This is a genomic window from Vibrio sp. Vb1166 (genome assembly GCF_033338695.1).
Classification (GTDB): Bacteria; Pseudomonadota; Gammaproteobacteria; order Enterobacterales; family Vibrionaceae; genus Vibrio; species Vibrio alginolyticus.
Window position 1 is genome coordinate 166,517 of the sequence record NZ_JAWOTE010000001.1, and the last position, 23,765, is coordinate 190,281.

The window sequence follows — 23,765 nt, forward strand, 5'->3', positions numbered from 1 at the left end:
GAGTTTTTTATTTCTTTATTATTCAATAAGCATACGCAATATGAATGAATGAGTGAACAAAATGACTAAAAAGCAAGCATCACATTCGCTGTTTAGTGACATAAAACAAACATGGGTAAAACTCCTCCACCAAAAGTAAGCAAAAAGTTGCAGCTAACATCCAAAGCCCATTTTTGCTCGAATTTCATTCTTTCCATTTCCATAATGGGTAAACAGTAACGCGCTAAAACTAAAAAGGCACCCTGCTAGAGGATGCCTTTAATAATAATTTCATCGATAAGATATCAATTCTATGGCACACCATGGCCTTTAGAAGCCACCCATACGCGATACCATTGCTCTCGAGTAAGTTCGATGTTCAATGCATTAACTGCAGTTTGCACACGCTCGATTTTACCAGAGCCAATGATTGGAATAGGGTTAGATGGCAAACGACGTACCCAGGCATAAATTACTTGATCAATACTCGCTGCGCCCACTTCTTCACGAATTGCTTCTAATTCGTTACGGACACGAACAGCTTGCTCACTGTCACCACTAAAAATTGAACCACCACCGAGGCAAGACCAAGCCATTGGTCGCGTGCGCAACATTTGCATTTGATCAAGCGTTCCATCGTGAGCAACCTCAAAGTTAAGTGGGTTGATTTCCACTTGGTTAGTAACCAACGGCTTACCTAAGCGAGATTGCAGCAGTTCAAACTGGCGTGGAGTGAAGTTAGACACGCCAAAGTGCTTCACTTTGCCGACTTTGTGAAGCTCAGAAAATGCTTCTGCAACCTCGTCTGCATCCATTAACACGTCAGGACGATGAATTAAAAGTACGTCGATTTCATCCACATTCAAACGTTCTAGCGAGTTATTCACCGATTGGTAGATATGTGCTGAGCTCGTGTCGTAGTGATTGATCTTACGCTCTGGCGTTTTATCGCCACACAAATTGATGTCGCATTTCGTCACGATCTGAATTTGCTCACGAACACTCTTGTCTAAAGCTAACGCTTCACCAAACAACGCCTCACACTCGTAATTACCGTAGATGTCGGCGTTATCGACTGTCGTAATGCCTAACTCAATGTGTTGCTTAAGAAATGACAAACGCTCTTGAGCCGTCATTCCCCACTCAACTGCACGCCAATATCCTTGAACCAGCTCTGAGAACTCTGGGCCTTTTGGTGCAGTTACTACTTTTGCAACCATGGGTTTTCTCCTTCAATTGATCTGCATTCATCGTAGTCTTGTTTTCGTACCGGCTCAACGGGTAAACTTTCGCAATTCGAACTGGAGTACGAAATATGTCTTTTGCCCAACGCCTAGCCACCCTGATCGGAGAAGAAAGCATCAGCGGGTTCGCTCGACGCGTCGATGTGTCTGAAGCTTTAATACGCAAATACCTTAAAGGCAGTGAACCTAGCCTAACCAAAGCAAATCAAATTGCAATGCGCGCCAATTGCTCTCTCGAATGGTTAGCAACGGGATGTGGTTATTTATATCGCCGTGCTGAAGTCGTGGATATGGATGCGTACAAACTTGCCTTTCAACACGTTATGAATCAGCCGTTGTCAGACGATGCAGAAGAGATACACCGCAAGCTAATTGCAGGCTATCAATACCTGCGCGCTCACAAAAAATCGGATGGTTTTTTGGATGAGTCTGCAATGGCGACCTTCCTATCTCTCCATAAAGAATCTAAAAACGAGTCACTTTGACCTCGATAATTTCGCCATCACTGCGCAATTGCACATTTAAGGACGGTGATGGCGTCAGAAACTCGTCCGGTTTTACCCAAAGCAAACTTCGAATCGTTTCTTGTGGATAGCGGTTCATCAACAAAACAACTTCTTTATCGACAAGTTCGGAAGATTTCTTTTCCAGAGCTTCAACGACATCATAGTGTTCTTGTCCGATAGTAACTCTGCGTAAAACTAACCCATCCTTTCTTAAGTTGAGAAGTAAGTCATTCAGACGCTGCCACTCGTATTCAGTGAGAAACGAGAACTGAGCACTTTCTCTTCTCAAAATCACTTCACCATACAAGTGCTGCTGGTAGTACGAAAAATCATCCAAACAAAATGCGCTGATAAACGTTGAGTTGTCTCGCAACTGCACTTCGCAACCATACCAGCTTCCACTTTTTTCTATACGTTCTTTTAAATTGGAATATGGCATTGCTGACAACGTGTCTTGCCACCAGCTCGGCGTTGAAAGTGCCGGAAACGTTACCGAACAACAACATAAAGAAAGTAAGAGTCGAAGATAAAAGCGCATGCACTGCTCTAGTTGGTTGACATCGAACCAAGACATTACTAACTGCAAGAAAATGTTCAAGAGAAAAATAGTGGCAGGTGGCGATGAAAGTTATGGTGATGAAAGTTATAACGCAGAAATTAAGAAGGCGCACATGTTCGTGCGCCTCTACCTCGTTACTCAATCGTGAGTGTGCGAATCGGCGATGTCTATTGATGCATCCCGAACATAAAACGAGGACTTACCGTAGGGTTTGAATCCATCCAAATTGTGTGTAAAACCTCACATCCCTCCTTCTGAAGCAGTCATGTTGCTTTACAATTAAAGCATGGTTCATTTTTCTCAAAAAACAAGTTTTTTATCCTAAATTATGAGAGCAATAGCACAATCTGAGTGAATGAATAATATCGCGACACTTCGAACACTCAATAGTGAAAAGCTAAATTGCATCTTTATTGATTAGGTCTAGACTCTGCGAAGCGTATACTTTCTTTCGTCCCTTCCCCCAGCAACAGGAGAGCTTTTTAATGACCAAACGCGAGAGAATTGTGAAATCTGTGTTGGCGCACGTACCGAAAGATGCGATTAACCAGTTTGTCTCTCGAGGGTCAACACCATTTTCTGTTCTCATTATGGCCGCCATTGTGGGTACGTTGGCTGGTTTTGTCGGTACGTATTTCGAGCTTGCCGTTCATTTCGTTTCTGAAACACGAACAGAATGGTTAAGAAGCGAAATTGGTAATGTTCTACCGTTGTGGCTGGCAGCGGTTCTCATTAGCGCACTTTTAGCTTTTATTGGCTATTTTCTTGTGCACCGCTTTGCGCCAGAAGCGGCAGGTTCTGGTATTCCTGAAATCGAAGGGGCAATGGATAATATTCGTCCAGTGCGCTGGTGGCGAGTTCTACCAGTAAAATTCTTCGGCGGCATGGGCGCACTTGGCTCAGGTATGGTGCTTGGTCGTGAAGGCCCAACCGTTCAAATGGGTGGTGCTGTAGGTCGAATGGTGACCGATATATTCCGGGTAAAGGATGACGATACCCGCCACTCCCTGCTCGCGTCTGGTGCTGCTGGTGGTTTGGCTGCGGCCTTTAATGCCCCGCTCGCAGGCATTATGTTCGTTGTGGAGGAAATGCGACCTCAGTTTCGCTACTCTTTGATCTCAATTCGCGCAGTGATCATTTCTGCCATTATGGCGAACATAGTGTTTCGCGCCATCAACGGGCAAGACGCCGTTATCACTATGCCGCAATACCAGTCGCCAGAGCTTCAAACCCTATGGCTGTTTTTATTGCTTGGCGCATTGTTTGGCGTGTTTGGCGTGATCTTCAATAAACTGATTACCGTGGCACAAGACAGTTTTGTCGCAATTCACAAAAACGATCGTAAGCGCTACTTGATTGTAGGTTCGTTACTGGGAGGCGTGTTTGGCTTGCTTCTTTTGTACGTACCCCAACTAACTGGTGGTGGTATCGGCCTTATTCCTGACATTACTAACGGTAACTACTCGGTATCCATTTTAGTTTTGCTTTTCTTTGGTCGTGTAATTACAACCCTGCTCTGTTTTGGTTCTGGTGCGCCGGGAGGCATCTTTGCACCTATGCTTGCTCTGGGAACCTTATTTGGTTATGCGTTCGGAGCAAGTGCTGATGTCTTGCTCCCTGCGCTTGATATCGAGCCTGGTGTATTTGCGATTGCGGGCATGGGTGCCCTGTTTGCTGCAACGGTACGTGCACCGATTACTGGTATTCTGTTAGTGATTGAAATGACGAATAACTACTACTTAATCCTGCCATTGATCATTACTTGTTTGGGCGCTGTGATTATTGCTCAATTGTTGGGTGGACAACCTATTTACAGCCAGCTGCTGCATCGCACAATCAAAAACGAAAAGTTACGCCAGCAGGATCTACCGGAGAATCAATCAACATAACATTCTCTTTGTTATCACTTCGCTCCAGACTATCGAAGGGTTTGGAGCGATAAACTCTGCATTTTTACATCTTTTCCCAAATATTCGATACCAAACTCACAAAATTATCATTCTCTGATATTTGCTCACCACCTTTCATGAGAAACCCCTCTCCATACTTGTTAGTATTCGCTACTTAAATAGAGCATTTCATCCAAATCGTCATGTTTTGTTTCATTCAGGCAAAAATCAAATGGAGTAGATTTGAACTGGAGAAGACTTGTGCAGTTTTATAGTGTCCCGCCGTCTCAAGCCGCGTTGGCACTAGGTATGATAGGTTTAGGGCAAGCTTGGGCACTCTATGTTCCTGAGATTGGTGAACCGATACGCCCATTTTTGGCGTCACTCGGCGCACTTTTACTCGCCCCTGTACTCATAAAATATGCCGCTAATCCACGATTATTCATGGTCGACATTCGTCACCCGCTGAGTGGTAGTTTAATGGCACCAATGAGTATGGCGTTACTGATCCTTGCAGATTATCTTGCCGCTGTAGCGCCTATCATCGCTTATCCACTTTGGTTTATGGCGCTTTTGCTGCATTTTACTATGATGGTGCTGTTTTTTAGCTTTCAGCTAATGAACTTCAAAATGTCCAATATCGTACCGAGTTGGTTTCTTTATCCGGTGGGGCTGATCAGTAGTTCACTAGCCGGTTCTCAACTAGGTCACAACTTATTCTCCGAAACGTTAGCGATGATGTGCATCGGCATTTATTTCTTCATGCTGCCACTCGTGTTGTATCGTTTGGTGTTTTTCGGCTCTCTACCAAGGCGAGCAAGACCGACCCTCGCGATTATGGCCGCGCCGGTAAACTTGTCATTAGCAGCATACTTGGTGAACTTTCCCTTACCTGATCCGATACTGACAGGCGCATTGGCCGGGATCGCCATCACTATGACGTTATTGATCTACTTATGTTACTTCCGCTTACTTCGCTTGAAGTTTCAACCTTCTATCGCGGCAGTAACCTTTCCTTCCGTGATCAGCGCCATCGCAATGCATCGCTTAACCTCTTTTTTTGCCGAATCGCACCCTCACTGGCACTGGCTACACGACTTTGGTTTTCTAGAGCTCAGTATCGCGACTGTATTGGTTGTTTGGGTATCGGCAGGTTACGTCAAAATGTATTGGCCAGAAATCATGAAGTCATTTTCTAAACAAGTATAAAAAAAGGATGGCGTTTGCCATCCTCTTAGAAACTTGCTTAGTTACCTAGCGTAAACCGTGCAGAAACTCGGCACGCGTTGCTGGGTTGCTCTTGAAGATGCCACCCAATGCAGTTGTTGTCGTTTCGCTAGTTGCATCCATCACACCGCGAGATTTCACGCAGTAGTGTGTTGCGTCAATCGTCACTGCCACATCATCGGACTCAAGCAGCGTTTGAAGTGCAACAAGAATCTGCTGAGTCATACGCTCTTGTACTTGTGGACGCTGAGCAAAGAAGCGAACGATACGGTTGATCTTTGACAGGCCAATGATCTTTCCACGTGGAATGTAAGCCACAGCGGCCTTGCCATCAATGGTCACAAGGTGGTGTTCACAAGTACTGGTTACGGTGATGTCCTTCACGCGAACCATCTCGCTCACGTTCATCTTGTTCTCAATCACTGTGATTTTAGGAAAGTTGGAGTAATCCAGACCAGAGAAGATTTCGTCAACGTACATCTTAGCAATGCGGTGAGGGGTTTCTTCTAGGCTATCGTCGGTAAGGTCAAGTTGAAGTAGACCTAAGATCTCACGCATGTGGTGTTCGATCTTCTCTTTCTTCTCTTCACGACTTACGTTGTTTGGACGCATTGGCGTTTCCAAACCGCGTTGCTCTAGCGCTTCTTTTACTAACTTCGCTGACTCGCTAAGACCTGACATTCCACTTCCTCTTTTGTTTTACTTCAGCCTTCGTACAAACCCAATCAAAATTGCATTCATACTTTTCGCTTTGAGTTGCTCAGTTCGTGTCTTTACACCAAGTCACATCAGATGAAGGTACTGAGCTGATTTTCTTGAGCTCCGCAGGTTTTTTACCCCTTTTGGATGGCTGACAAGGATACTCGGATTTTTGAATAATTACACCCATATTTTATAGGTGGACATTCTTACTCAGTCCCCTTTTATGGTAAAGTTGCCACAAAACAAAAGAACACAGGATTTTCTCAATGGGCTGCTGCGACGCACCTGGCTTGATGCCAATTGAAGAAGCGATGGACAAAATGCTATCGCGAATCAAACCTATCCAAACAACGCTTTCTCTTCCACTTGCTGAAGCACTCGGTTTTGTACTGGCAGAAGATATCTTGTCTCCTATCCACGTACCGCCATTCGACAACTCAGCAATGGATGGCTACGCTATTCGCATTCAAGATCTTGAGTCATCTTCTGTATTGCCTCTGGCAGGTAAATCATTTGCAGGACAACCTTTTGAAGGTGAATGGCCTCAAGGTACCTGTGTTCGCATCATGACTGGCGCAAAAATCCCACAGGGTTGTGATGCCGTTATCATGCAAGAAAACACTGAAGTAACAGATGCTGGCATTCAGTTCAACCGAACCGACGTGAAGCCACAAAACAACATCCGCCCAACAGGTGACGACATCAAGCAAGGCGACATCGTGCTGGCAAAAGGTGCACGTTTAACACCTCGCGATATTCCGATGATTGCGTCGCTTGGTGTTAGCCATGTGACAGTAGTACGTAAGCCAAAAGTTGCGTTCTTCTCTACTGGTGATGAACTTAAACCACTGGGCGAGCCGCTAGACGAAGGTCAGATCTACGACAGCAACCGTTACGGTATTAAACCACTTATCGAGAACTTCGGTTGTGAAGCCGTTGATCTTGGCATCATTCCAGATTGCCCAGAGACTCTAAAAGCAACCTTTGAACAAGCGCAAACATTGGCAGATGTGGTTGTGACCTCCGGCGGTGTCAGTGTAGGCGAAGCGGATTACACCAAAGACATTCTTGAAGAGCTTGGTGAAATCGGTTTCTGGAAGCTAGCAATCAAGCCGGGTAAACCTTTCGCGTTTGGTAAGCTAAGCACTGCTTGGTTCTGTGGTCTGCCGGGGAACCCGGTTTCTGCCGTGCTCACTATGTACGTGCTTGTTCAACCAATGCTGGCAAAACTTGCAGGCCATACCGAATGGAAAGCACCCGAGTCTATTCCAGCAACAACCAAAACCGCCTTTAAGAAAGCACCAGGTCGTACCGATTACCAACGTGGTATCTACACATTGGAAGATGGCAAGTTTGTGGTTGAAACAACCGGTAACCAAAGCTCTGGTGCATTCCGCTCAATGAGCCTAGCGAACTGTTTTGTTGTCTTGGAACGTGAGCGCGGCCGAGTTGAAGTGGGCGAAACGGTTCAGGTTCAACTATTCAACTCAACCCTTTACTAGGAAGACGTTGTGGATATTCTTTCCGATCAGGAAATGCTGCGTTACAACCGCCAAATCATTCTTCGTCAGTTTGACTTTGAAGGACAAGAAGCACTCAAACAAGCATCGGTATTGATGCTTGGTGCTGGCGGTTTAGGCTGCGCATCAAGCCAATATTTGGCGACGGCTGGTGTCGGTAAAATCACGCTGATTGATGATGATATCGTCGAGTTGTCTAACCTTCAGCGCCAAGTACTGCATCACGATGCGGATATTGGTCGTAAGAAGGTAGAATCAGCGGCCGATGCACTACGCGAGCTTAACCCGCACATCATTGTAGATACCATCGCAAAGCGTCTTGATGATACAGAGCTAAAAAGCTTGATCGAACAGCACACTATTGTTGTCGATGCATCAGATAACGTCGATACGCGCAATCAACTTAACCGCCTATGTTTTGCGACCAAAACACCGCTGATTTCAGGCGCGGCCATTCGTATGGAAGGCCAAGTGAGTGTGTTTACTTACGATGATCCAGCGCAACCATGTTACCAGTGCTTAAGTGCCCTCTTCGGCAGCGATGCGCTAAGTTGTGTCGAAGCCGGAGTCATGGCGCCTGTTGTGGGTATTGTTGGCGCAGTACAAGCGATGGAAGCGATTAAAGTGATTGCTGATTACGGCCAACCAAAGAAAGGCAAAATTCTGATTTTGGACGCGCTCAGCATGTCTTGGCGAGAAATGAATCTGATGAAAATGCCCACCTGTCCGGTTTGTAGCTAGTTCTAAACCTCTAATCATTCCCAAAAAGCCCAACTCGATGCTGGGCTTTTTCTCATTTTGACAATCAGATTTAAAACCCTTCTTCTTACAAATATTAACCCAATAAAATTCAACAACTTAAAAGTTGGCACATTCCTTTCATTGCATATATCACGAACCAATGAGAGGGCGAATTATGAAAAGGACATCACTACTACTTGGGTCTCTAATAGCGAGCGCTTATGCACAAGCGGCGCCATTTGACACATGCCCAAGCAAAGCATACCTGTTCCAATCAACCCCGGTTCAAATCTATGGCGTCAATTTGGTTACAGGTTCTACGACTCTTTTAGAGGACGACACAGGTTTGGCTTCGGGCATCAACGGTGTAGGCTTTAACTTCACTGACCGTTATATCTACGGCTACGACACCACAAACAAAAAGATTGTTCGTCTTGGTCAAGACTTCCAAGCAGAGACACTTGATGTTTCGGGTCTTCCTACCGACCACACGTTTTACGTAGGTGACGTTTACAACCACGTCTACTACTTGTACCGCAAAGGCAAAGGACTTTTCTCCATTGACCTTTCTCCGCTCGATTCTGATCCAAATGCGACATTGAGCATCGTGAAAATCAGCTCAACAGCGACTGTGAACCTAACCGACTTTGCATTCCATCCAGGTGATGGCTCCCTTTACGGCATCGACAACAACTCTGGTGTGCTATATCAGTTCAACCCATCAAATGGTAGCGCAACTGCGATAGGTGACACAGGTGAGAAAGGCACATTTGGTGCTGGCTACTTCGATGTAAACGGCAACTACTACGTGTCACGTAACCAAGATGGCAAAATCTATCGCGTTGACCTTTCGGAAGGTAACGCAGCCAATATCGCAGCAGGTATCGTTCCTGCGGTTGAGTTTGTATCCAACGGTCCAAGCTCAAGCCAAAATGATGGCGCACGTTGTGCAAACGCTCCAGTGATTAACGAAGACGAGCCAATTGATTTCGGTGATGCTCCAGACAGCTACCACACAACACTTGCGTCAAACGGTCCTCGCCACGAAGTCGACGGTGTAACTTGGCTTGGTTCAGTCGCTCCTGATGGTGATGCCGACGGTCAAGCAAACGACAACTCTGTGGGCACAGCCGATGAAGATGGTGTTGGTTTTGTATCCGCACTTGATCCAGGCTTAAGCTCAATTGTGAATGTGACAGCTTCTACTTCCGGCTACCTATCAGCATGGTTTGACTGGAACCGCGATGGTGACTTTGATGATGAAGGCGAACAAGTCTTTACCGACCAATTACTGTCTGCGGGTAATAACCCTCTACCGTTTGTAGTCTCAACAGCCGCAACAGAGGGTTCTAGCTGGAGTCGATTCCGCTTTAGCCAACAAACCGGATTAAACTACGATGGTGGCTCAACGTCTGGTGAGGTGGAAGATTACCCAATTACCATCACCGGTAATGGCTACTCAGTGGAATATTTCCCGAGTGCAGAAGATTACGCCACCGTCGCTTACGAAGATAACTGGCCATACACCGCAGACTACGACATGAACGATGTGGTCGTGAAATTCCGCATCACAGAAACCAGTCTTGCGGGGCATGTTGAGAATATTCAAATTACTGGTGACCTAGCGGCTTACGGCGCAAGTTACAAAAATGGCTTCGCAATCCGATTACCGGGTGTATTGAGAAGCTCGATTGAAAACGGATTAACAACGCTATCCTTCAATGGTGTAGAGCAAGCATCTAATGGCTTGGAAAGTATTTCTGATGAAGCCATTTTCATCATCAGTGAAGACTTAAGCACACACGCGGCGAGCAGCTGTAGCTACTTCCGCACAGAGTCTGGCTGTGATGATAACGTCTCACTCACCTTTACCTTGAATGTGTACTTCACTGAAGGCTCTGACCGTTCTGCGATTCAAGCCATGCCATACGACCCGTTCATCTTCGCAACGCCGGGGACTTACCATGGCGATGGGATTACCTTCCAACCAGGTCGTAAATGGGAAGTTCACTTAGCAGACCAAGCACCAACAGAACAGTTTGATGACCAAAACCTCTTCGGTGTCGGCGTCGATGCAAGTGACCCTGCGCAAGGTGTGTACTTCAAAACAGCAAACAACTTACCTTGGGCACTGTTGATAGTAGAAGATTGGGATTGGCCGCTAGAGCGAGTAGACATGGTCGATGCATACCCTCAATTCCAAACTTGGGCTGAGTCTGGTGGCGAACTAAGCACAGATTGGCACACCGCTCCAACACCTAACAAATGCTACATTCCATAGGGAGATAACATTATGAAAGCACTTATCACAATCATCATGGGATTAGCACTAACAGCTTGTGGCGGTGGCGGCGGAGGTGGTAACAGTACACCACCTTCACCAACCCAAACCACCGTTGCAGAGGAAGACACAACCCAGCAGGAAGAAATAACCGTAGAAGAGACTACCGTAACTGTAGAAAATGCAACCATGCAGGACCTAGTAGTACCGGATGGCTTTAGCTACAACCCAGTGACGGAGGGTACGCTCAATGTAGACATCAGTGGTTTCTCTTCACAACGTGCACACCTAAGCGTGTACAAAGAGTTTGTCGAGAACAGTTCAGGTAACTACGATGCAAAATATCCAAGCAAAGTCGCATCGGTTCCACTCAACAACGGTACAGCAAACGTCGACTTTAATGTTTCTGATAGCCAAGGTAGCCTACTTGTTGAAATTTGGTTCTATGACGGCAGTGACCCAATTCAGAAAGTGATTACTTCTGGAGACAACACTTGGACCATGTAACTAGATAGATTGAAGGCATAGCGAAAGCGACCTTTCATCATAAATCTTCAATCTCAAGCTTAAAAATCGTATCGTTCTTTTGAACATGCGATTTTTTTGTTGTAAAACAGTAAGATTATCCACCTAGCAAACTAAAGACAATGCAAGCACTGATTAGTACTGATGAACTCAATAGCCTTCTCGGCCAACCTAACGTCAAGCTCCTCGACGCTAGTATTGCGTTTCAAATCCCTTCTGAAGGCAAAAAGATTCAAGATAAGTGGATTCCAAATACTTTACGCTTTGATTACGACAATGACTTTTGCTTACCCGGTTCTTCTCTGCCGCATATGATGCCAACAGAAGAAGGCTTCAACCAAAGTGCGCTACAACTCGGTTTGAACAACGAAGATTTGATTGTGGTTTACGACAACTCTGGCACTTTAGCCGCGCCAAGAGCTTGGTGGATGTTCAAAGCTATGGGACATGATAATGTTCGAGTCTTAAACGGCGGCCATCCCGCTTGGGTTGAAGCCGGACTCCCTGTTGAAAGTACCCTATCGCAACCAAGCGAAGAAGGTAACTTTGCAGGTAAGCTCAACCAAAATGCCTTTTTGAGTGCACAAGATGTTCTTGCTCATTCAACCAATAAAAGTGCCAACATCATCGATGCCAGAGCCAAAGCACGATTCCTTGGTGAAGTGCCTGAGCCACGAGAAGGTCTACGTAGTGGGCACATTCCAAATTCGGTTTGCTTACCGTTTCAAGAACTCTTGACCAACGGTCACATTAAACCAAATTCAGAGTTGCAACAGATATTTAGCGCACTAACGATAGATAGTGACAATTCGATTATTTTTAGTTGCGGTTCCGGTGTAACCGCATGCATTTTATTACTCGCGGCGTATCAAATTGGTCTGGACAACCTGTCGGTGTACGACGGTTCTTGGACCGAATGGGGTGCAGACCACTCTCTACCTATCGAGTGTTAAGACAAGTGTCTGTTTAACAAAGTATCTTACGTTTATCTAAAGATGATGTGTTCCAATAAACTAAACGCAGCTTCTAAACCAAACTTGTCATTTCGAAATAGAAACTGGCTATGAGTGATTTGTCCCTCCTCATAGCCTGACTACATCAAAAGCCGACTATTTCCGTTAGCGTTCAGATGTCGCGTTACCGTGCATTTGCTCATCTAAGTTGAGCACGGTTAATGCGTTGCTAACGCTCGTGGCGATCACGTCTATCGCTCCAGTTCTTAATGCTCCGAGTAGAGCGAGTGGCTTGCTGTTCTCAGCTGCGATCGCAATAACTTCCGAGATCGGCCGAAACTCTTCAATACCAAGTCCAATTACTCGGTCACTCATTACCGTGTTCGCTACATTACCGTGAATATCAAAGAAGTCATAACCTGCAAAATCCCCTACCACACCTTGTTGAAGTCTCGACTGAACCACTTCATCAGGCGTAAACCAACCTAAGTCGACCATGTAACTGTTTTCGCTCATGTCACCAATACCAACCAAAGCGACATCGGCTTTACGCGCTAGGTCGAGCGTTTGTTTCACGGTTGCATTTTGCATGAAGGCCAACTTCTGTTCTCTATTTTCTGCGTATGCCGGCGCATAAAGGGTTTCAGAGGTTCCCCCATACTTCTTCGCCAACTGACGACAAATATGGTCGGCGTTATACATACCGCCACGCGGGTGAATACCACCAATGCCACACACAAATTTACAGTCACGCGGCGTAATAACACCTATATGGTGAGCGACGGACGATACGTTGCGCCCTTGTCCGACCGTCACCACCATGCCGTTTTTGAGCGTGCTAGTGAGATAATTGGACACCAATCCCGATACCTGTAGTCGTTGCGCTTCTTCATTCGGTTGATCAAGAGCAACAAGCGCGCGCTTAACGCCGAATCGCTCGATCAAACGTTGTTCGATCTTGGCGCTGAACACCGGATGGTATTTAACGGTAATTTCAACAATGCCTTCATCACGCGCCTGCTTGAGCATTCGCCCGACCTTTGCGCGTGATATGGCAAATTTTCTCGATATCTCTTCCTGAGTCGCACCGTCTTGATAATACGCGACGGAAATCTCTGTCAACAAATCCGTGTTTTCAATGGAAATATCTTGATTAGAACTGCTCATGGTTTCTCTCGCCCTTTAAGAGGATCGATATTGTATGCAATAAGTGAACATATGCTCATTGACTTAGCATATGTTCTTTATCAATTTAAACGCTACATTTGCTCATCGCAATAACATTTTCTCACTACAATTTTTTACCCTCTTGGACAACGCTCAAGCTTTGAACAATAAGGGCAAACGTTTATTTGGGTTAACCACTAAACACACAGTAAAAAAACGTTGATGAAGTTCACTATAAGTCCATTTCAGCGATTGACTTTCAGCATAGATAGGATAAATATGGACACATCATTTACTCAGCTATCGATCAAATGTTCATAGCATTTGTTCGGTAACGAAATTTTCCGTAGTTGGCTGAGCAGATGTCTCATTAAATGCGATGAGACGGTTAGCTAACTCGCTTGCAAATGCACAAGCTGTGATAACAAAAATCACGCTTAAGCCCATTTAAATAGGATGATCGATTATGAGCAACAAGTTAGAGCAACTTCGTAAACTAACGACTGTAGTAGCAGACACTGGCGAAATTGATGCAATTAAAAAGTATCAGCCAGAAGACGCAACAACTAACCCTTCTCTTATCCTTAAAGCCGCTCAAATCGCAGAGTACGCACCTCTAATCGATGCTTCAATCGAATACGCTAAAGCACAGAGCAACGACAAAGCTCAACAAGTTCAAGATACTTGTGACATGCTTGCAGTAAACATCGGTAAAGAAATCCTAAAAACTATCCCAGGTCGTATCTCTACAGAAGTAGACGCTCGTCTATCTTACGATATGGAAGGCAGCGTAGCGAAAGCTCGTCAACTAGTGAAAATGTACAACGATGCTGGCATCGCTAACGACCGTATCCTTATCAAACTGGCTTCAACTTGGGAAGGCATTCGCGCAGCTGAGATCCTAGAAAAAGAAGGCATCAACTGTAACCTAACGCTTCTATTCTCGTTCGCTCAAGCACGTGCTTGTGCAGAAGCGGGTGTATTCCTAATCTCGCCATTCGTTGGTCGTATCATGGACTGGTACAAAGCGAAAGAAGGCCGTGACTTCGAAGCTCAAGAAGATCCAGGCGTACTATCTGTAACTAAGATCTACAACTACTACAAAGAATACGGCTACAAAACTGTAGTTATGGGCGCAAGCTTCCGTAACATCGGTGAGATCTTAGAACTAGCTGGTTGTGACCGTCTAACTATCGCTCCTGCTCTACTTGCAGAACTAGAAGCAGCTGAAGGTGAAGTAGTTGAGAAACTAGTTGATTCTAAAGGCGCAGCTGAGCGTCCAGCACCAATGACTCACGCTGAGTTCCTATGGGAACATAACCAAGACCCAATGGCTGTTGAGAAGCTGGCTGAAGGTATCCGCAACTTCGCCGTTGACCAAGGCAAACTAGAAGCGATGATCGAAGCTAAGCTTTAATTGCTTACCAAAAGCGAGTAGCCCGTCTACTCGCTTTTACCATCAACACTATTTTCAAAAAATTCTATTTGAACTTGTTTCGGCGAGTTCCCTCTATTTAAATCAAATATCGAGAAGTAATCACTATGGATCGTAAACATCTAGCAAATGCAATCCGTGCGCTAAGCATGGATGGTGTTCAACAAGCTAACTCTGGTCACCCAGGTGCACCTATGGGTATGGCTGACATCGCTGAAGTTCTTTGGCGCTCTCATCTAAACCACAACCCATCAAACCCTGAGTGGGCAGACCGCGACCGTTTCGTACTGTCTAACGGCCACGGCTCAATGCTGATTTACTCTCTACTGCACCTTGCAGGTTACGAGTTGTCTATCGACGATCTGAAAAACTTCCGTCAGCTTCACTCTAAAACTCCTGGTCACCCAGAGTATGGTTACGCGCCAGGTATCGAGACCACAACGGGTCCGCTAGGTCAAGGCATCACTAACGCGGTTGGTATGGCTCTAGCTGAAAAAGCGCTAGCAGCGCAATTCAACAAAGAAGGCCACGACATCGTTGACCACTTCACTTACGTGTTCATGGGCGACGGCTGTCTGATGGAAGGTATTTCGCACGAGGCATGTTCTCTTGCAGGTACTCTTGGTCTAGGCAAGCTGATCGCATTCTGGGATGACAACGGCATCTCTATCGACGGTCACGTTGAAGGTTGGTTCTCTGACGATACACCTAAACGTTTCGAAGCTTACGGCTGGCACGTAATTCCAGCAGTAGACGGTCACGATGCTGACGCAATCAACGCAGCAATTGAAGCAGCGAAAGCGGATCCACGTCCTACACTTATCTGTACTAAGACTATCATCGGTTTTGGTTCACCAAACAAATCTGGTTCACACGATTGTCACGGTGCGCCATTAGGTGCAGAAGAAATCGCAGCAACACGCAAAGAACTAGGTTGGGAGCACGGTCCTTTTGAAATTCCGCAAGAAGTCTACGCAGAATGGTCAGCGAAAGAAACAGGCGCAGCTAAGGAAGCAGCGTGGAACGAGAAATTTGCAGCTTATGAAGCAGCGTACCCTGAGCTGGCAGCTGAATTTAAACGCCGCGTAAACGGTGAGCTTCCTGCACAGTGGGAAGAGAAAGCAAGCCAAATCATTGCTGATCTTCAAGCTAACCCAGCAAACATTGCATCACGTAAAGCGTCTCAAAATGCTCTAGAAGCATTTGGTGCTCTACTACCAGAGTTCATGGGTGGCTCTGCTGACCTAGCACCTTCTAACCTAACAATGTGGTCTGGTTCTAAGTCTCTAGAAGCAAGCGACTTCTCTGGTAACTACATCCACTACGGCGTGCGTGAATTCGGTATGACAGCGATCATGAACGGTATCGCGCTACACGGTGGTTTCGTTCCTTACGGCGCAACATTCCTAATGTTCATGGAGTACGCACGTAACGCAATGCGTATGGCTGCGCTGATGAAAATTCAGAACATCCAAGTGTACACGCATGACTCTATCGGTCTTGGCGAAGATGGTCCAACTCACCAACCAGTTGAGCAAATGGCATCGCTACGCCTAACACCAAACATGAGCACATGGCGTCCATGTGACCAAGTTGAGTCCGCTGTAGCTTGGAAACTAGCGATTGAACGTAAAGATGCACCGACAGCACTTATCTTCTCTCGTCAAAACCTTGCGCAACAAGAGCGCACAGCAGAACAAGTAGCAGACATCGCGAAAGGTGCTTACATTCTGAAAGATTGCGAAGGCAAGCCAGAGCTAATCCTTATCGCAACAGGTTCTGAAGTTGAACTAGCAGTAGAAGCAGCAGCACAGCTAACTACTGAAGGTAAGAAAGTACGCGTTGTTTCAATGCCATCAACAGATGCATTTGACAAACAAGACGCCGCTTACCGTGAATCTGTACTGCCATCAGACGTAACAGCACGTATCGCAATTGAAGCAGGTATTGCTGACTTCTGGTACAAGTACGTAGGTTTCGACGGTCGCATCATTGGTATGACTTCATTCGGTGAATCTGCACCAGCCGGCGAACTATTCAAAATGTTTGGTTTCACGACTGAAAACGTAGTGAACACAGCAAAAGAGCTACTCGCGTAATTGCAGTAAAAAGATAGTCAGTTTTCTCTATTGCGAATGTGAAAACTGAAAAGCCCCACCAGCAATGGCGGGGCTTTCTTTTATCTGGCTCCTATTCGCATAAACGCAGCCAGGACATAAACATCACAACTTTCGTTACGACTATTTGTCTTCAAATCGAAGTGCGAGCTGATAGAAATCTTGTACTTGGTCTTTCAACTGTCGGCTATTTTGCTCAACTGAATGTGTTGCTGCCAAGTTTTGTTCTGCGGTCGAAGCAATAGAATGAATGTGCTGGTTTACATCACTAGATAGCTTTAACTGGTTATTCGCCGCTTCTGCTACATCAACCATCAGCCCACTCATGGTTTGCATCATCTGTTCAACTTCAGACAAACGCAACGCGCTTTGTTCTGCTACTTGAGAACAGGCATCGGTTTGCTCTTTGTTTGCCAGAATATCTTTCTGCCAACTTTGAATCGTTGCCAACATAGTGGAGATAGAGGCTTGGATTTGTTCAGTTGCATTGGATGTTCGCCCAGAAAGCGCGCGGACCTCATCAGCTACAACAGCAAAACCACGACCTTGCTCCCCTGCTCTTGCCGCTTCAATCGCCGCGTTGAGTGCCAGTAAATTGGTTTGCTCTGCGATCCCACCAATCTCTTCCATCAAATGGTTCACCTTCTGCGCCTGATCACTCAGTTGATACGTCGTTTCCGTCGCTTTTTCAGCTTGAAGGCTTAACTTCGCTAGATTGGTGTGCGTTTGATCGATGGTCTCCTTCGCCATCAAGCATGACTTCAATGTATCATCAATCAACATATGGGCATCATTGGTACTCGAAGAAACCGAATTTGCCGACGACTCCACCTCTTGGGTAGCATCTCGCACACGATGAATATCGGTATTTTGCTGATTTAATGCAGCCGAGACTTCTGCCGTTGTTTGACTAAGCTCTTCGGCGCAATGCTGCAAAGGCAATGCGGAGTCAGTCATCCTTCCTAACACGGTTCGAATTCTTGCGGATAGCATTTTGATATGGAAATCGGCAATCGAAAATGCCGTGTTACCGGAATAGATCAAGCGACTTACGCTGTCATATTGCTTTTGTAACTTTTTAAGTTGCTGAGGTGTATCAATTAACTCTTGGCGGAATAACAGAGCCAGAACACTTGCAGGTAACGCACTTGCAAGCCAAGCCAACGGCCCTTCAACAGACAACGCATATGCGGTTGCAGGTGCGGTTAGTGCACCAAGTAGAATCGCATAGCGAATGGTTTCATTGATTTTCAACGACCAAGTTCGACCAGACTTCTCTGCAGCACGCATGCTTTTGTAGGCTTTTGTCGCAATATCAACCCACTCTCGCTTTGGTTTCACGCGCACTGATTGATACCCAACAACATGGTTGTCTTCGTAGATAGGGGTGACATAAGCATCAACCCAATAGTAACCGCCAGACTTAGTGGCATTCTTAACCATTCCACGCCAGGCTTTACCTTGTTTAAGGCGTGCCCACATATCACCGAAAGCGGCTTTAGGCATATCATTATGACGAACTATATTGTGGTTCTGACCGACAAGTTCTTCGTGAGTGTATTCAGCAACGCGGCAAAAGGCTTCATTACAATATGTAATAACACCTTGTAAGTTCGTTGTTGAGACGAGTTCCTCAGACTCCCTCACGAGAGTTTCTTGAGCTTTATGAGAAATATTGGCTGACATAGACGAAACTTCTTTAGTTTTTATTGATTTTCGGCAAGATATATACAGGATTTTTATTTTTATTACAAAAAGTTAGATAAAAAGTCTTATCAAATCGACATTTTTATTGTGGGAATTCACATTATCGATAAAAAGATAAAGAAGAGATTGTTGATTTGAGCTAATAAACAAACCCGACACGATCGGCCGGGTTATATATTAAGCCTCAATTAAGCGGTTTGTGATTCTGGCTTTTTATTCGTTTTTAACGCAAACATCGCGATAACGAGTAACACAAATGGAAGAACATACAAATTAAGATTCTGCCAACCTACGGTAGACTCAAGCCAACCAGATAGTAATGCGGTGATGGTGACACAACTGAACACGAAGAATTCATTAAACGCTTGAGCCTTGCTTCTGTTTTTCGCTTCATAACTTTGACTAAACAGCCCGGTTGCTGCGATAAACATAAAGTTCCACCCTATTCCTAACAGGATTAAAGCAAGACTAAAATGCCAGATAGACACTCCATGTATATTAATTCCAATACAAGCAACAAATAGCAATCCACCCGCCAAAATCATATTCTTAGCGCCAAACCGCTCTATCAGACGGCCCGTGACAAACGCAGGTGCAAACATACCCAACACGTGCCATTCGATCACTCCCGCCGCTTTATCAAAATCAAAGCCACAACCAATCATCGCTAAAGGAGTTGCTGTCATTAAAATGTTCATCACCGCGTACGCAACCATTGCCGCGATAACTGCCAGCATGAAATTAGGTCGACGAATAATCAGTCTCAGCTTATCCGCCTTAGCGTGTAGCGCCTGCGTGTGTGCAGGTGGAAAACGAATGGTTTGTAGCACAACCAACGCAGTTATATAAAGCACGACAAGCACAGCAAATGCACTAATGTATAAGCCATCACCTGACCACTGCTGTGAGTACACCGCCAAATTAGGTCCAAGGATCGCCGCTAACACCCCACCCGCCATAGATATCGAAATCGCCCTATGCCTTGCCGACTCTTCACACACTTCAATGGCAGCAAACCTGTATAGAGTACCGAAACCTATACCAACACCAAGCAAAAACGTAGACATGCAGAACAGATAGAAGTTTTGTTGACTTAATGCATACGTCGCTAGACTAGCACCCAAAATGCCAATGACATTACCAAGGCTAAAACCAAGGCGACGCCCTAACTTGCCCATAATTAGCGACGCGGGAATTGTCGCGGCCATCAGTCCCAAAAACTGCAGTGCAACTGGTAATGTGATAAAACTTGATGACGGCGCAAGTGTTTTGCCAATAAGGGCAATAACAGATATGAGTAAAATATTCCCTGTCATTAATAAGGCTTGGCAGAGGGATAGAAGCCATACATTACGATTCAATTCCAAATTCCTTTTGGTTACAACGTATACAGATAACATATAGGAAAGCAGAAGCAATAGAAAGATATGAGAGTAATTCTCAACAAAAAGAGCCAGAGGCATAGTACCTCTGGCTCTTCACTTTTCGCTTTTAAAAAGTTTTTCTGTTGAGCTTACTTGTTGCGGCGCGCTTTTACTGCATCAGAAAGCTGACGAAGTACCGTTTCCGTATCTTCCCAACCAATACATGCATCAGTAATCGACTGACCATAAGTGGCTGCTTTGCCATCCACTAAGTCTTGGCGACCTTCAACTAAATGAGACTCGATCATCACACCAAAAATGGCTTCTTCGCCACCAGAGATTTGCTCGGATACATCATCAGACACCAGCATTTGACGCTTGAACTGCTTCGAGCTGTTAGCATGGCTAAAATCAATCATCACTTTTTTCGGCAGACCTGCGGTGTCCAGCTCATCTTTAATTTGAGCTACATGTGCTGCACTGTAGTTTGGTTCTTTACCGCCACGTAGAATAATATGGCAGTCTGGATTACCAGCGGTTTCTACGATCGCGGAATGACCGTATTTTGTTACTGAAAGGAAGTGATGGGAAGCGCTTGCAGAACGAATCGCGTCGCTCGCTATTTTAATATTCCCGTCTGTACCGTTTTTGAAACCTACAGGACAAGAAAGACCAGAAGCTAGCTCGCGGTGAACCTGAGATTCTGTCGTACGAGCACCGATAGCGCCCCAACTGATCAAATCCGCCACGTACTGAGGTGTGATCATATCTAAGAATTCACTTGCCGTTGGCAAGCCCATATCGGTTAGATCAAGAAGAAGTTTACGTCCGATACGTAGACCATCATTTAGCTTATAGGTGTCATTTAAGTAAGGGTCATTGATAAGGCCTTTCCAACCAACGGTTGTACGCGGCTTTTCAAAATAAACTCGCATAACAACCTCAAGCTGCTCGCCCAGTTCATCACGTAGTACTTTTAGCTTTTTACCGTACTCAACCGCGGCAGCCGGATCGTGAATAGAACACGGGCCAACGATCACGAGTAATCGATCGTCTTTTCCTTCAAGAATATTGTGAATGGCGTTACGGCAATCAAAAGTGGTCGAAGAAGCGGTTTCAGTCGCTGGGAACTTCTCTAATACTGCAACAGGTGGCAATAACTCTTTTACTCTATTTATTCTTACATCATCAGTTTGAAACATTACTTCTACTTCCTGGTTTTATTTCCGACCCCATTTTTACCAACTGAACTCATTGCAACATTGTTCACAAAGCGAGCAGCATCAAGGGCTGTGGTCATTTTCTGTCTAGCGTTTAAGTAACTTATCGGCTTAGGCGTAGACTTGCAATCAGTTTTTGCAAATAAATGCAAATAAAAACCACCTGTTAACCACCGCGCACAATGTAAAGTAAAGTTTACGAAAAAAAGTTCAAAATAATCATCAATTTTCTTATGCACCAAAAAATCTTTACTACAATGTAAGAAATATCAGAAGTTTGTGAGGTATTTTTGGGTAGTAAATGTTGATCAAGTTCAAATATATTGTTGCTTGATATGAAATGATTAGAATATTAAACTAATTTCTTATAAACGCTGGTTTTTTCTAATTTTTTGATAAAACGAAGTAGAAGTTAATATGCAATCAATACAAGGAAACATTATGAACAAAGTAGCAATTGCAGTAGCAGCAGTGGTAGCTGGTAGTAGCGCGCTTTTAAACTCTGCTCAAGCTGAAATGTACATCGGGGGCAAAGTGGGCATGACTACACTTGACGACGCTTGCTATCTAAATAGCCCTTGTGATGATGAAGCGTTCGGTGCAGGACTACATATCGGTTATGACTTTACCGATATCATTGGGCTAGAGTACGGCGTAGACTTCTTAGGCGACTACAAAGCTAACTCGATGTCAGGGGCTAACACGGTTAATACGATTGACGGCAATCTAACGGCTTTAACACTTGCACCTAAATTCAACTGGCACTTAAACGACTCTTGGAATCTGTTTGCTAAGATCGGTGGTGCTTACATGATGTCTGATGACGAAACAGACTTTGTCCCAACAGGTTCTTTGGGGGCTGAATACTCGATCGATAGAAACTGGAGTGTTCGCGCTGAATACCAACGCTACCAAGACATGTCTGACGACGTGTGGGACGACATGGATGCTAACTTCTTTGGTATCGGTGTTAACTACAAATTCGCAGCAGCTCCAGTTGTTGCAGCAGTTGTAACGGAAGAAGTGATCGAGCCAGATCCAGAACCAGTGATGATGAGCAAGGTGCACAAAGAAGAGTACGGTACAGGTACGTTTGAATTCGATAGTGCTAAGTTAACAGAGTCCGTTTCTGAACGTCTGGACAACTTTGTTTCATTCTTGAACGAATATCCTCAAGCTCAAGTAGAGATTACTGGTTACACAGATAGCTCAGGCCCTGCGGCATACAACCAAAAACTGTCTGAGCGTCGTGCTCAATCTGTTGCTGATTACCTAACCGCAGCTGGCATTGGTTCAGATCGTTTGACAGTTAAAGGTATGGGTGAAGAAAACCCAGTTGCTGACAACAGCACTCGCGAAGGTCGTGAGAAAAACCGTCGCGTAGAAGTTGTGGTACCTTCATTTGAATACCAAGAGCTAGTTCAACCAGAATAAGCATCTATGATTCATGATCGATGATGTGGTAAAAATTAATGGGGTGCATTTGCACCCCATTTTGATCTCATATTAAGGGATATTGCCACTATGGTTTTGGGAAAAAGATCAACTCATTATCTTGCACCATAACGCAATCCATACCAGCTGCATGCGCCGCTCGCTTCCCCAGCTCAGTATCCTCGAACACAAGACACTGTGACGCCTCCAAGTCGAGTTGTTTCGCGGCCATCAAAAAGGTATCTGGAAAGGGTTTATGGTTCTCTACATCACTCGCGGTTACTACCACATCCAACTTGTCTAATAAACCTGCATGACTTAATAAGCGCATGGCACTTTCTCGTTGGCTGCCAGTACCGACTGCAATTTTCTTATGGCCTAAATATTCCTCTAACACGATGTTCGTGCAAGGAATAACGTCACCATGAAGCTCCATAGCAGCGAATGTTTCCATTTTAAATGTCGCGACAGTTTTAGGATCTAATAAAAGCTCATGCACACGATTTAGTTCCTCAACAATTTTAAAGCTCGGCATCCCTCCCAAACTGTGAAACCATTCCTGGCAAAACGGAAAATCAAAACGCTCAGCAGTTGCTTGCCAAGCTGCCAAGTGGGCTGGCATGGTATCGATTAGAGTACCATCCATATCAAATATGAATCCCTCATAGGGTCTAAAATCAATCGTGCTCATGTCTTTTCTTCTATTTGTGCATCTGTAATGTTAATTTATCAGCTCTTTCAATCGTCCTTACCGGCATTTACTTATCATGCTCAAAATTTCGAACTCCGTCACAATTCAAGAGTGGGAAATTCAATTATCCCCAATTAGAGCTCAAGGAAATGGTGGCCAGAACGTTAACAAGGTAGCGTCCGCTATACACCTGCGCTTTGATATCCGGCATTCAAGCTTACCTGACTTTTACAAAGAGCGATTACTTGCACTTTCTGATAGTCGTATAAGTAAAGATGGCGTGATCATCATCAAAGCGCAACAATTTCGGACACAAGAACAAAATAAGGAAGACGCCCTAAATCGGCTTCAAGCATTGATAAAAGCTGCCGCTTTACAGGAGAAGAAGCGTATTAAAACGAAACCAACCCGCGCTTCTCAACGCCGACGACTTGATACAAAAAACAAGCACGGAGCGAAAAAACAGCAACGTAAAAAAGTGCTGTATTAGTGCATGTCGTTTTC

The 23,765-nt window shown here is 45.1% G+C and carries 20 protein-coding genes; 12 read left to right on the plus strand and 8 right to left on the minus strand.

Features of this window, described 5'->3' with window-relative positions:
• Positions 1–290: 290 nt before the first annotated feature.
• The gene (locus tag R7E51_RS00610) at positions 291–1,199 is read right to left on the minus strand and encodes an aldo/keto reductase (protein WP_206957486.1); all 909 of its coding nucleotides are present in this window, start codon (positions 1,197–1,199) and stop codon (positions 291–293) included.
• A 95-nt stretch (positions 1,200–1,294) separates the two neighbouring features.
• Between R7E51_RS00610 and R7E51_RS00615 the strand changes: the two genes are divergently transcribed.
• On the plus strand, positions 1,295–1,708 hold the full coding sequence (locus R7E51_RS00615) for a helix-turn-helix domain-containing protein (protein WP_005373470.1): 414 nt from the start codon (positions 1,295–1,297) through the stop codon (positions 1,706–1,708).
• Here R7E51_RS00615 and R7E51_RS00620 read toward each other — a convergent pair.
• Complete coding sequence (locus R7E51_RS00620) at positions 1,689–2,303, minus strand: hypothetical protein (protein ID WP_080773711.1); 615 nt, start codon at positions 2,301–2,303, stop codon at positions 1,689–1,691. The two genes, R7E51_RS00615 and R7E51_RS00620, sit on opposite strands and share 20 nt — an antisense overlap.
• A gap of 470 nt (positions 2,304–2,773) precedes the next feature.
• On the opposite strand from R7E51_RS00620, the gene clcA reads away from it, so the two are divergent.
• Together clcA and R7E51_RS00630 are read left to right on the plus strand one after the other, a co-directional pair.
• Positions 2,774–4,177: a H(+)/Cl(-) exchange transporter ClcA gene (gene clcA, locus R7E51_RS00625; protein WP_005373473.1), complete on the plus strand. Its 1,404-nt coding sequence runs from the start codon at positions 2,774–2,776 to the stop codon at positions 4,175–4,177.
• 261 nt (positions 4,178–4,438) lie between these two features.
• Entirely contained in the window at positions 4,439–5,386 is a 948-nt protein-coding gene (locus R7E51_RS00630; RefSeq protein WP_017819907.1) for a TDT family transporter, read from the plus strand.
• Positions 5,387–5,431: 45 nt separating this feature from the next.
• Here R7E51_RS00630 and folE read toward each other — a convergent pair whose 3' ends face one another.
• Positions 5,432–6,085, minus strand: a complete 654-nt coding sequence (folE, locus tag R7E51_RS00635; protein ID WP_005373478.1) for a GTP cyclohydrolase I FolE — start codon at positions 6,083–6,085, stop codon at positions 5,432–5,434.
• Positions 6,086–6,372: 287 nt separating this feature from the next.
• Between folE and moeA the strand changes: the two genes are divergently transcribed.
• The 5 genes from moeA to R7E51_RS00660 all read left to right on the plus strand — a co-directional run bounded on the left by moeA (position 6,373) and on the right by R7E51_RS00660 (position 12,126).
• Positions 6,373–7,608 (plus strand): molybdopterin molybdotransferase MoeA, encoded by a 1,236-nt coding sequence (moeA, locus tag R7E51_RS00640; protein ID WP_171342603.1) that lies wholly within the window; start codon positions 6,373–6,375, stop codon positions 7,606–7,608.
• Between the two features lie 9 nt (positions 7,609–7,617).
• Entirely contained in the window at positions 7,618–8,367 is a 750-nt protein-coding gene (gene moeB, locus R7E51_RS00645; protein WP_171342604.1) for a molybdopterin-synthase adenylyltransferase MoeB, read from the plus strand.
• 175 nt (positions 8,368–8,542) lie between these two features.
• Positions 8,543–10,648, plus strand: coding sequence for an LruC domain-containing protein (locus R7E51_RS00650; protein WP_171342605.1), 2,106 nt, complete (start codon positions 8,543–8,545; stop codon positions 10,646–10,648).
• A 12-nt stretch (positions 10,649–10,660) separates the two neighbouring features.
• A complete protein-coding gene (locus R7E51_RS00655; protein ID WP_054701851.1) occupies positions 10,661–11,155 on the plus strand; it encodes a hypothetical protein in 495 nt (164 codons plus the stop codon).
• A gap of 140 nt (positions 11,156–11,295) precedes the next feature.
• Complete coding sequence (locus R7E51_RS00660; protein ID WP_206957484.1) at positions 11,296–12,126, plus strand: sulfurtransferase; 831 nt, start codon at positions 11,296–11,298, stop codon at positions 12,124–12,126.
• Between the two features lie 165 nt (positions 12,127–12,291).
• Here the strand turns inward: R7E51_RS00660 and R7E51_RS00665 are convergent, their stop codons facing one another.
• Positions 12,292–13,293, minus strand: a complete 1,002-nt coding sequence (locus R7E51_RS00665) for a sugar-binding transcriptional regulator (RefSeq protein WP_005387670.1) — start codon at positions 13,291–13,293, stop codon at positions 12,292–12,294.
• A 466-nt stretch (positions 13,294–13,759) separates the two neighbouring features.
• Here R7E51_RS00665 and tal point away from each other — a divergent pair, with 466 nt between their 5' ends.
• Together tal and tkt are read left to right on the plus strand one after the other, a co-directional pair.
• On the plus strand, positions 13,760–14,710 hold the full coding sequence (gene tal, locus R7E51_RS00670) for a transaldolase (protein WP_206957483.1): 951 nt from the start codon (positions 13,760–13,762) through the stop codon (positions 14,708–14,710).
• A 125-nt stretch (positions 14,711–14,835) separates the two neighbouring features.
• A complete protein-coding gene (gene tkt, locus R7E51_RS00675) occupies positions 14,836–16,827 on the plus strand; it encodes a transketolase (RefSeq protein WP_005373489.1) in 1,992 nt (663 codons plus the stop codon).
• 141 nt (positions 16,828–16,968) lie between these two features.
• Here the strand turns inward: tkt and R7E51_RS00680 are convergent, their stop codons facing one another.
• The 3 genes from R7E51_RS00680 to aroG form a co-directional block, all read right to left on the minus strand.
• Positions 16,969–18,531 carry a methyl-accepting chemotaxis protein gene (locus R7E51_RS00680; protein ID WP_017819900.1) on the minus strand — a complete coding sequence of 521 codons (1,563 nt, stop codon included), beginning with the start codon at positions 18,529–18,531 and terminating at the stop codon, positions 16,969–16,971.
• A gap of 209 nt (positions 18,532–18,740) precedes the next feature.
• Positions 18,741–19,913, minus strand: a complete 1,173-nt coding sequence (locus R7E51_RS00685) for an MFS transporter (protein ID WP_025767923.1) — start codon at positions 19,911–19,913, stop codon at positions 18,741–18,743.
• 152 nt (positions 19,914–20,065) lie between these two features.
• On the minus strand, positions 20,066–21,118 hold the full coding sequence (gene aroG, locus R7E51_RS00690; protein WP_005389030.1) for a 3-deoxy-7-phosphoheptulonate synthase AroG: 1,053 nt from the start codon (positions 21,116–21,118) through the stop codon (positions 20,066–20,068).
• Positions 21,119–21,577: 459 nt separating this feature from the next.
• On the opposite strand from aroG, the gene R7E51_RS00695 reads away from it, so the two are divergent.
• A complete protein-coding gene (locus tag R7E51_RS00695; RefSeq protein ID WP_017819897.1) occupies positions 21,578–22,570 on the plus strand; it encodes an OmpA family protein in 993 nt (330 codons plus the stop codon).
• A gap of 88 nt (positions 22,571–22,658) precedes the next feature.
• Here R7E51_RS00695 and R7E51_RS00700 read toward each other — a convergent pair whose 3' ends face one another.
• A complete protein-coding gene (locus R7E51_RS00700) occupies positions 22,659–23,261 on the minus strand; it encodes a beta-phosphoglucomutase family hydrolase (RefSeq protein ID WP_054574702.1) in 603 nt (200 codons plus the stop codon).
• A 76-nt stretch (positions 23,262–23,337) separates the two neighbouring features.
• Here R7E51_RS00700 and arfB point away from each other — a divergent pair, with 76 nt between their 5' ends.
• Complete coding sequence (gene arfB, locus R7E51_RS00705; protein ID WP_017635196.1) at positions 23,338–23,751, plus strand: alternative ribosome rescue aminoacyl-tRNA hydrolase ArfB; 414 nt, start codon at positions 23,338–23,340, stop codon at positions 23,749–23,751.
• Positions 23,752–23,765 lie beyond the last annotated feature (14 nt).

Excerpts from the sequence above, each read along its gene's own strand:
- R7E51_RS00610 (WP_206957486.1), bottom strand. The coding sequence starts at position 1,199 with ATGGTTGCAAAAGTAGTAACTGCACCAAAAGGCCCAGAGTTCTCAGAG.
- R7E51_RS00615 (WP_005373470.1), top strand. The coding sequence starts at position 1,295 with ATGTCTTTTGCCCAACGCCTAGCCACCCTGATCGGAGAAGAAAGCATC.
- R7E51_RS00620 (WP_080773711.1), bottom strand. The coding sequence starts at position 2,303 with ATGTCTTGGTTCGATGTCAACCAACTAGAGCAGTGCATGCGCTTTTAT.
- clcA (WP_005373473.1), top strand. The coding sequence starts at position 2,774 with ATGACCAAACGCGAGAGAATTGTGAAATCTGTGTTGGCGCACGTACCG.
- folE (WP_005373478.1), bottom strand. The coding sequence starts at position 6,085 with ATGTCAGGTCTTAGCGAGTCAGCGAAGTTAGTAAAAGAAGCGCTAGAG.
- moeA (WP_171342603.1), top strand. The coding sequence starts at position 6,373 with ATGGGCTGCTGCGACGCACCTGGCTTGATGCCAATTGAAGAAGCGATG.
- R7E51_RS00650 (WP_171342605.1), top strand. The coding sequence starts at position 8,543 with ATGAAAAGGACATCACTACTACTTGGGTCTCTAATAGCGAGCGCTTAT.
- R7E51_RS00655 (WP_054701851.1), top strand. The coding sequence starts at position 10,661 with ATGAAAGCACTTATCACAATCATCATGGGATTAGCACTAACAGCTTGT.
- R7E51_RS00660 (WP_206957484.1), top strand. The coding sequence starts at position 11,296 with ATGCAAGCACTGATTAGTACTGATGAACTCAATAGCCTTCTCGGCCAA.
- R7E51_RS00665 (WP_005387670.1), bottom strand. The coding sequence starts at position 13,293 with ATGAGCAGTTCTAATCAAGATATTTCCATTGAAAACACGGATTTGTTG.
- tal (WP_206957483.1), top strand. The coding sequence starts at position 13,760 with ATGAGCAACAAGTTAGAGCAACTTCGTAAACTAACGACTGTAGTAGCA.
- tkt (WP_005373489.1), top strand. The coding sequence starts at position 14,836 with ATGGATCGTAAACATCTAGCAAATGCAATCCGTGCGCTAAGCATGGAT.
- R7E51_RS00680 (WP_017819900.1), bottom strand. The coding sequence starts at position 18,531 with ATGTCAGCCAATATTTCTCATAAAGCTCAAGAAACTCTCGTGAGGGAG.
- aroG (WP_005389030.1), bottom strand. The coding sequence starts at position 21,118 with ATGTTTCAAACTGATGATGTAAGAATAAATAGAGTAAAAGAGTTATTG.
- R7E51_RS00695 (WP_017819897.1), top strand. The coding sequence starts at position 21,578 with ATGAACAAAGTAGCAATTGCAGTAGCAGCAGTGGTAGCTGGTAGTAGC.
- R7E51_RS00700 (WP_054574702.1), bottom strand. The coding sequence starts at position 23,261 with ATGAGCACGATTGATTTTAGACCCTATGAGGGATTCATATTTGATATG.
- arfB (WP_017635196.1), top strand. The coding sequence starts at position 23,338 with ATGCTCAAAATTTCGAACTCCGTCACAATTCAAGAGTGGGAAATTCAA.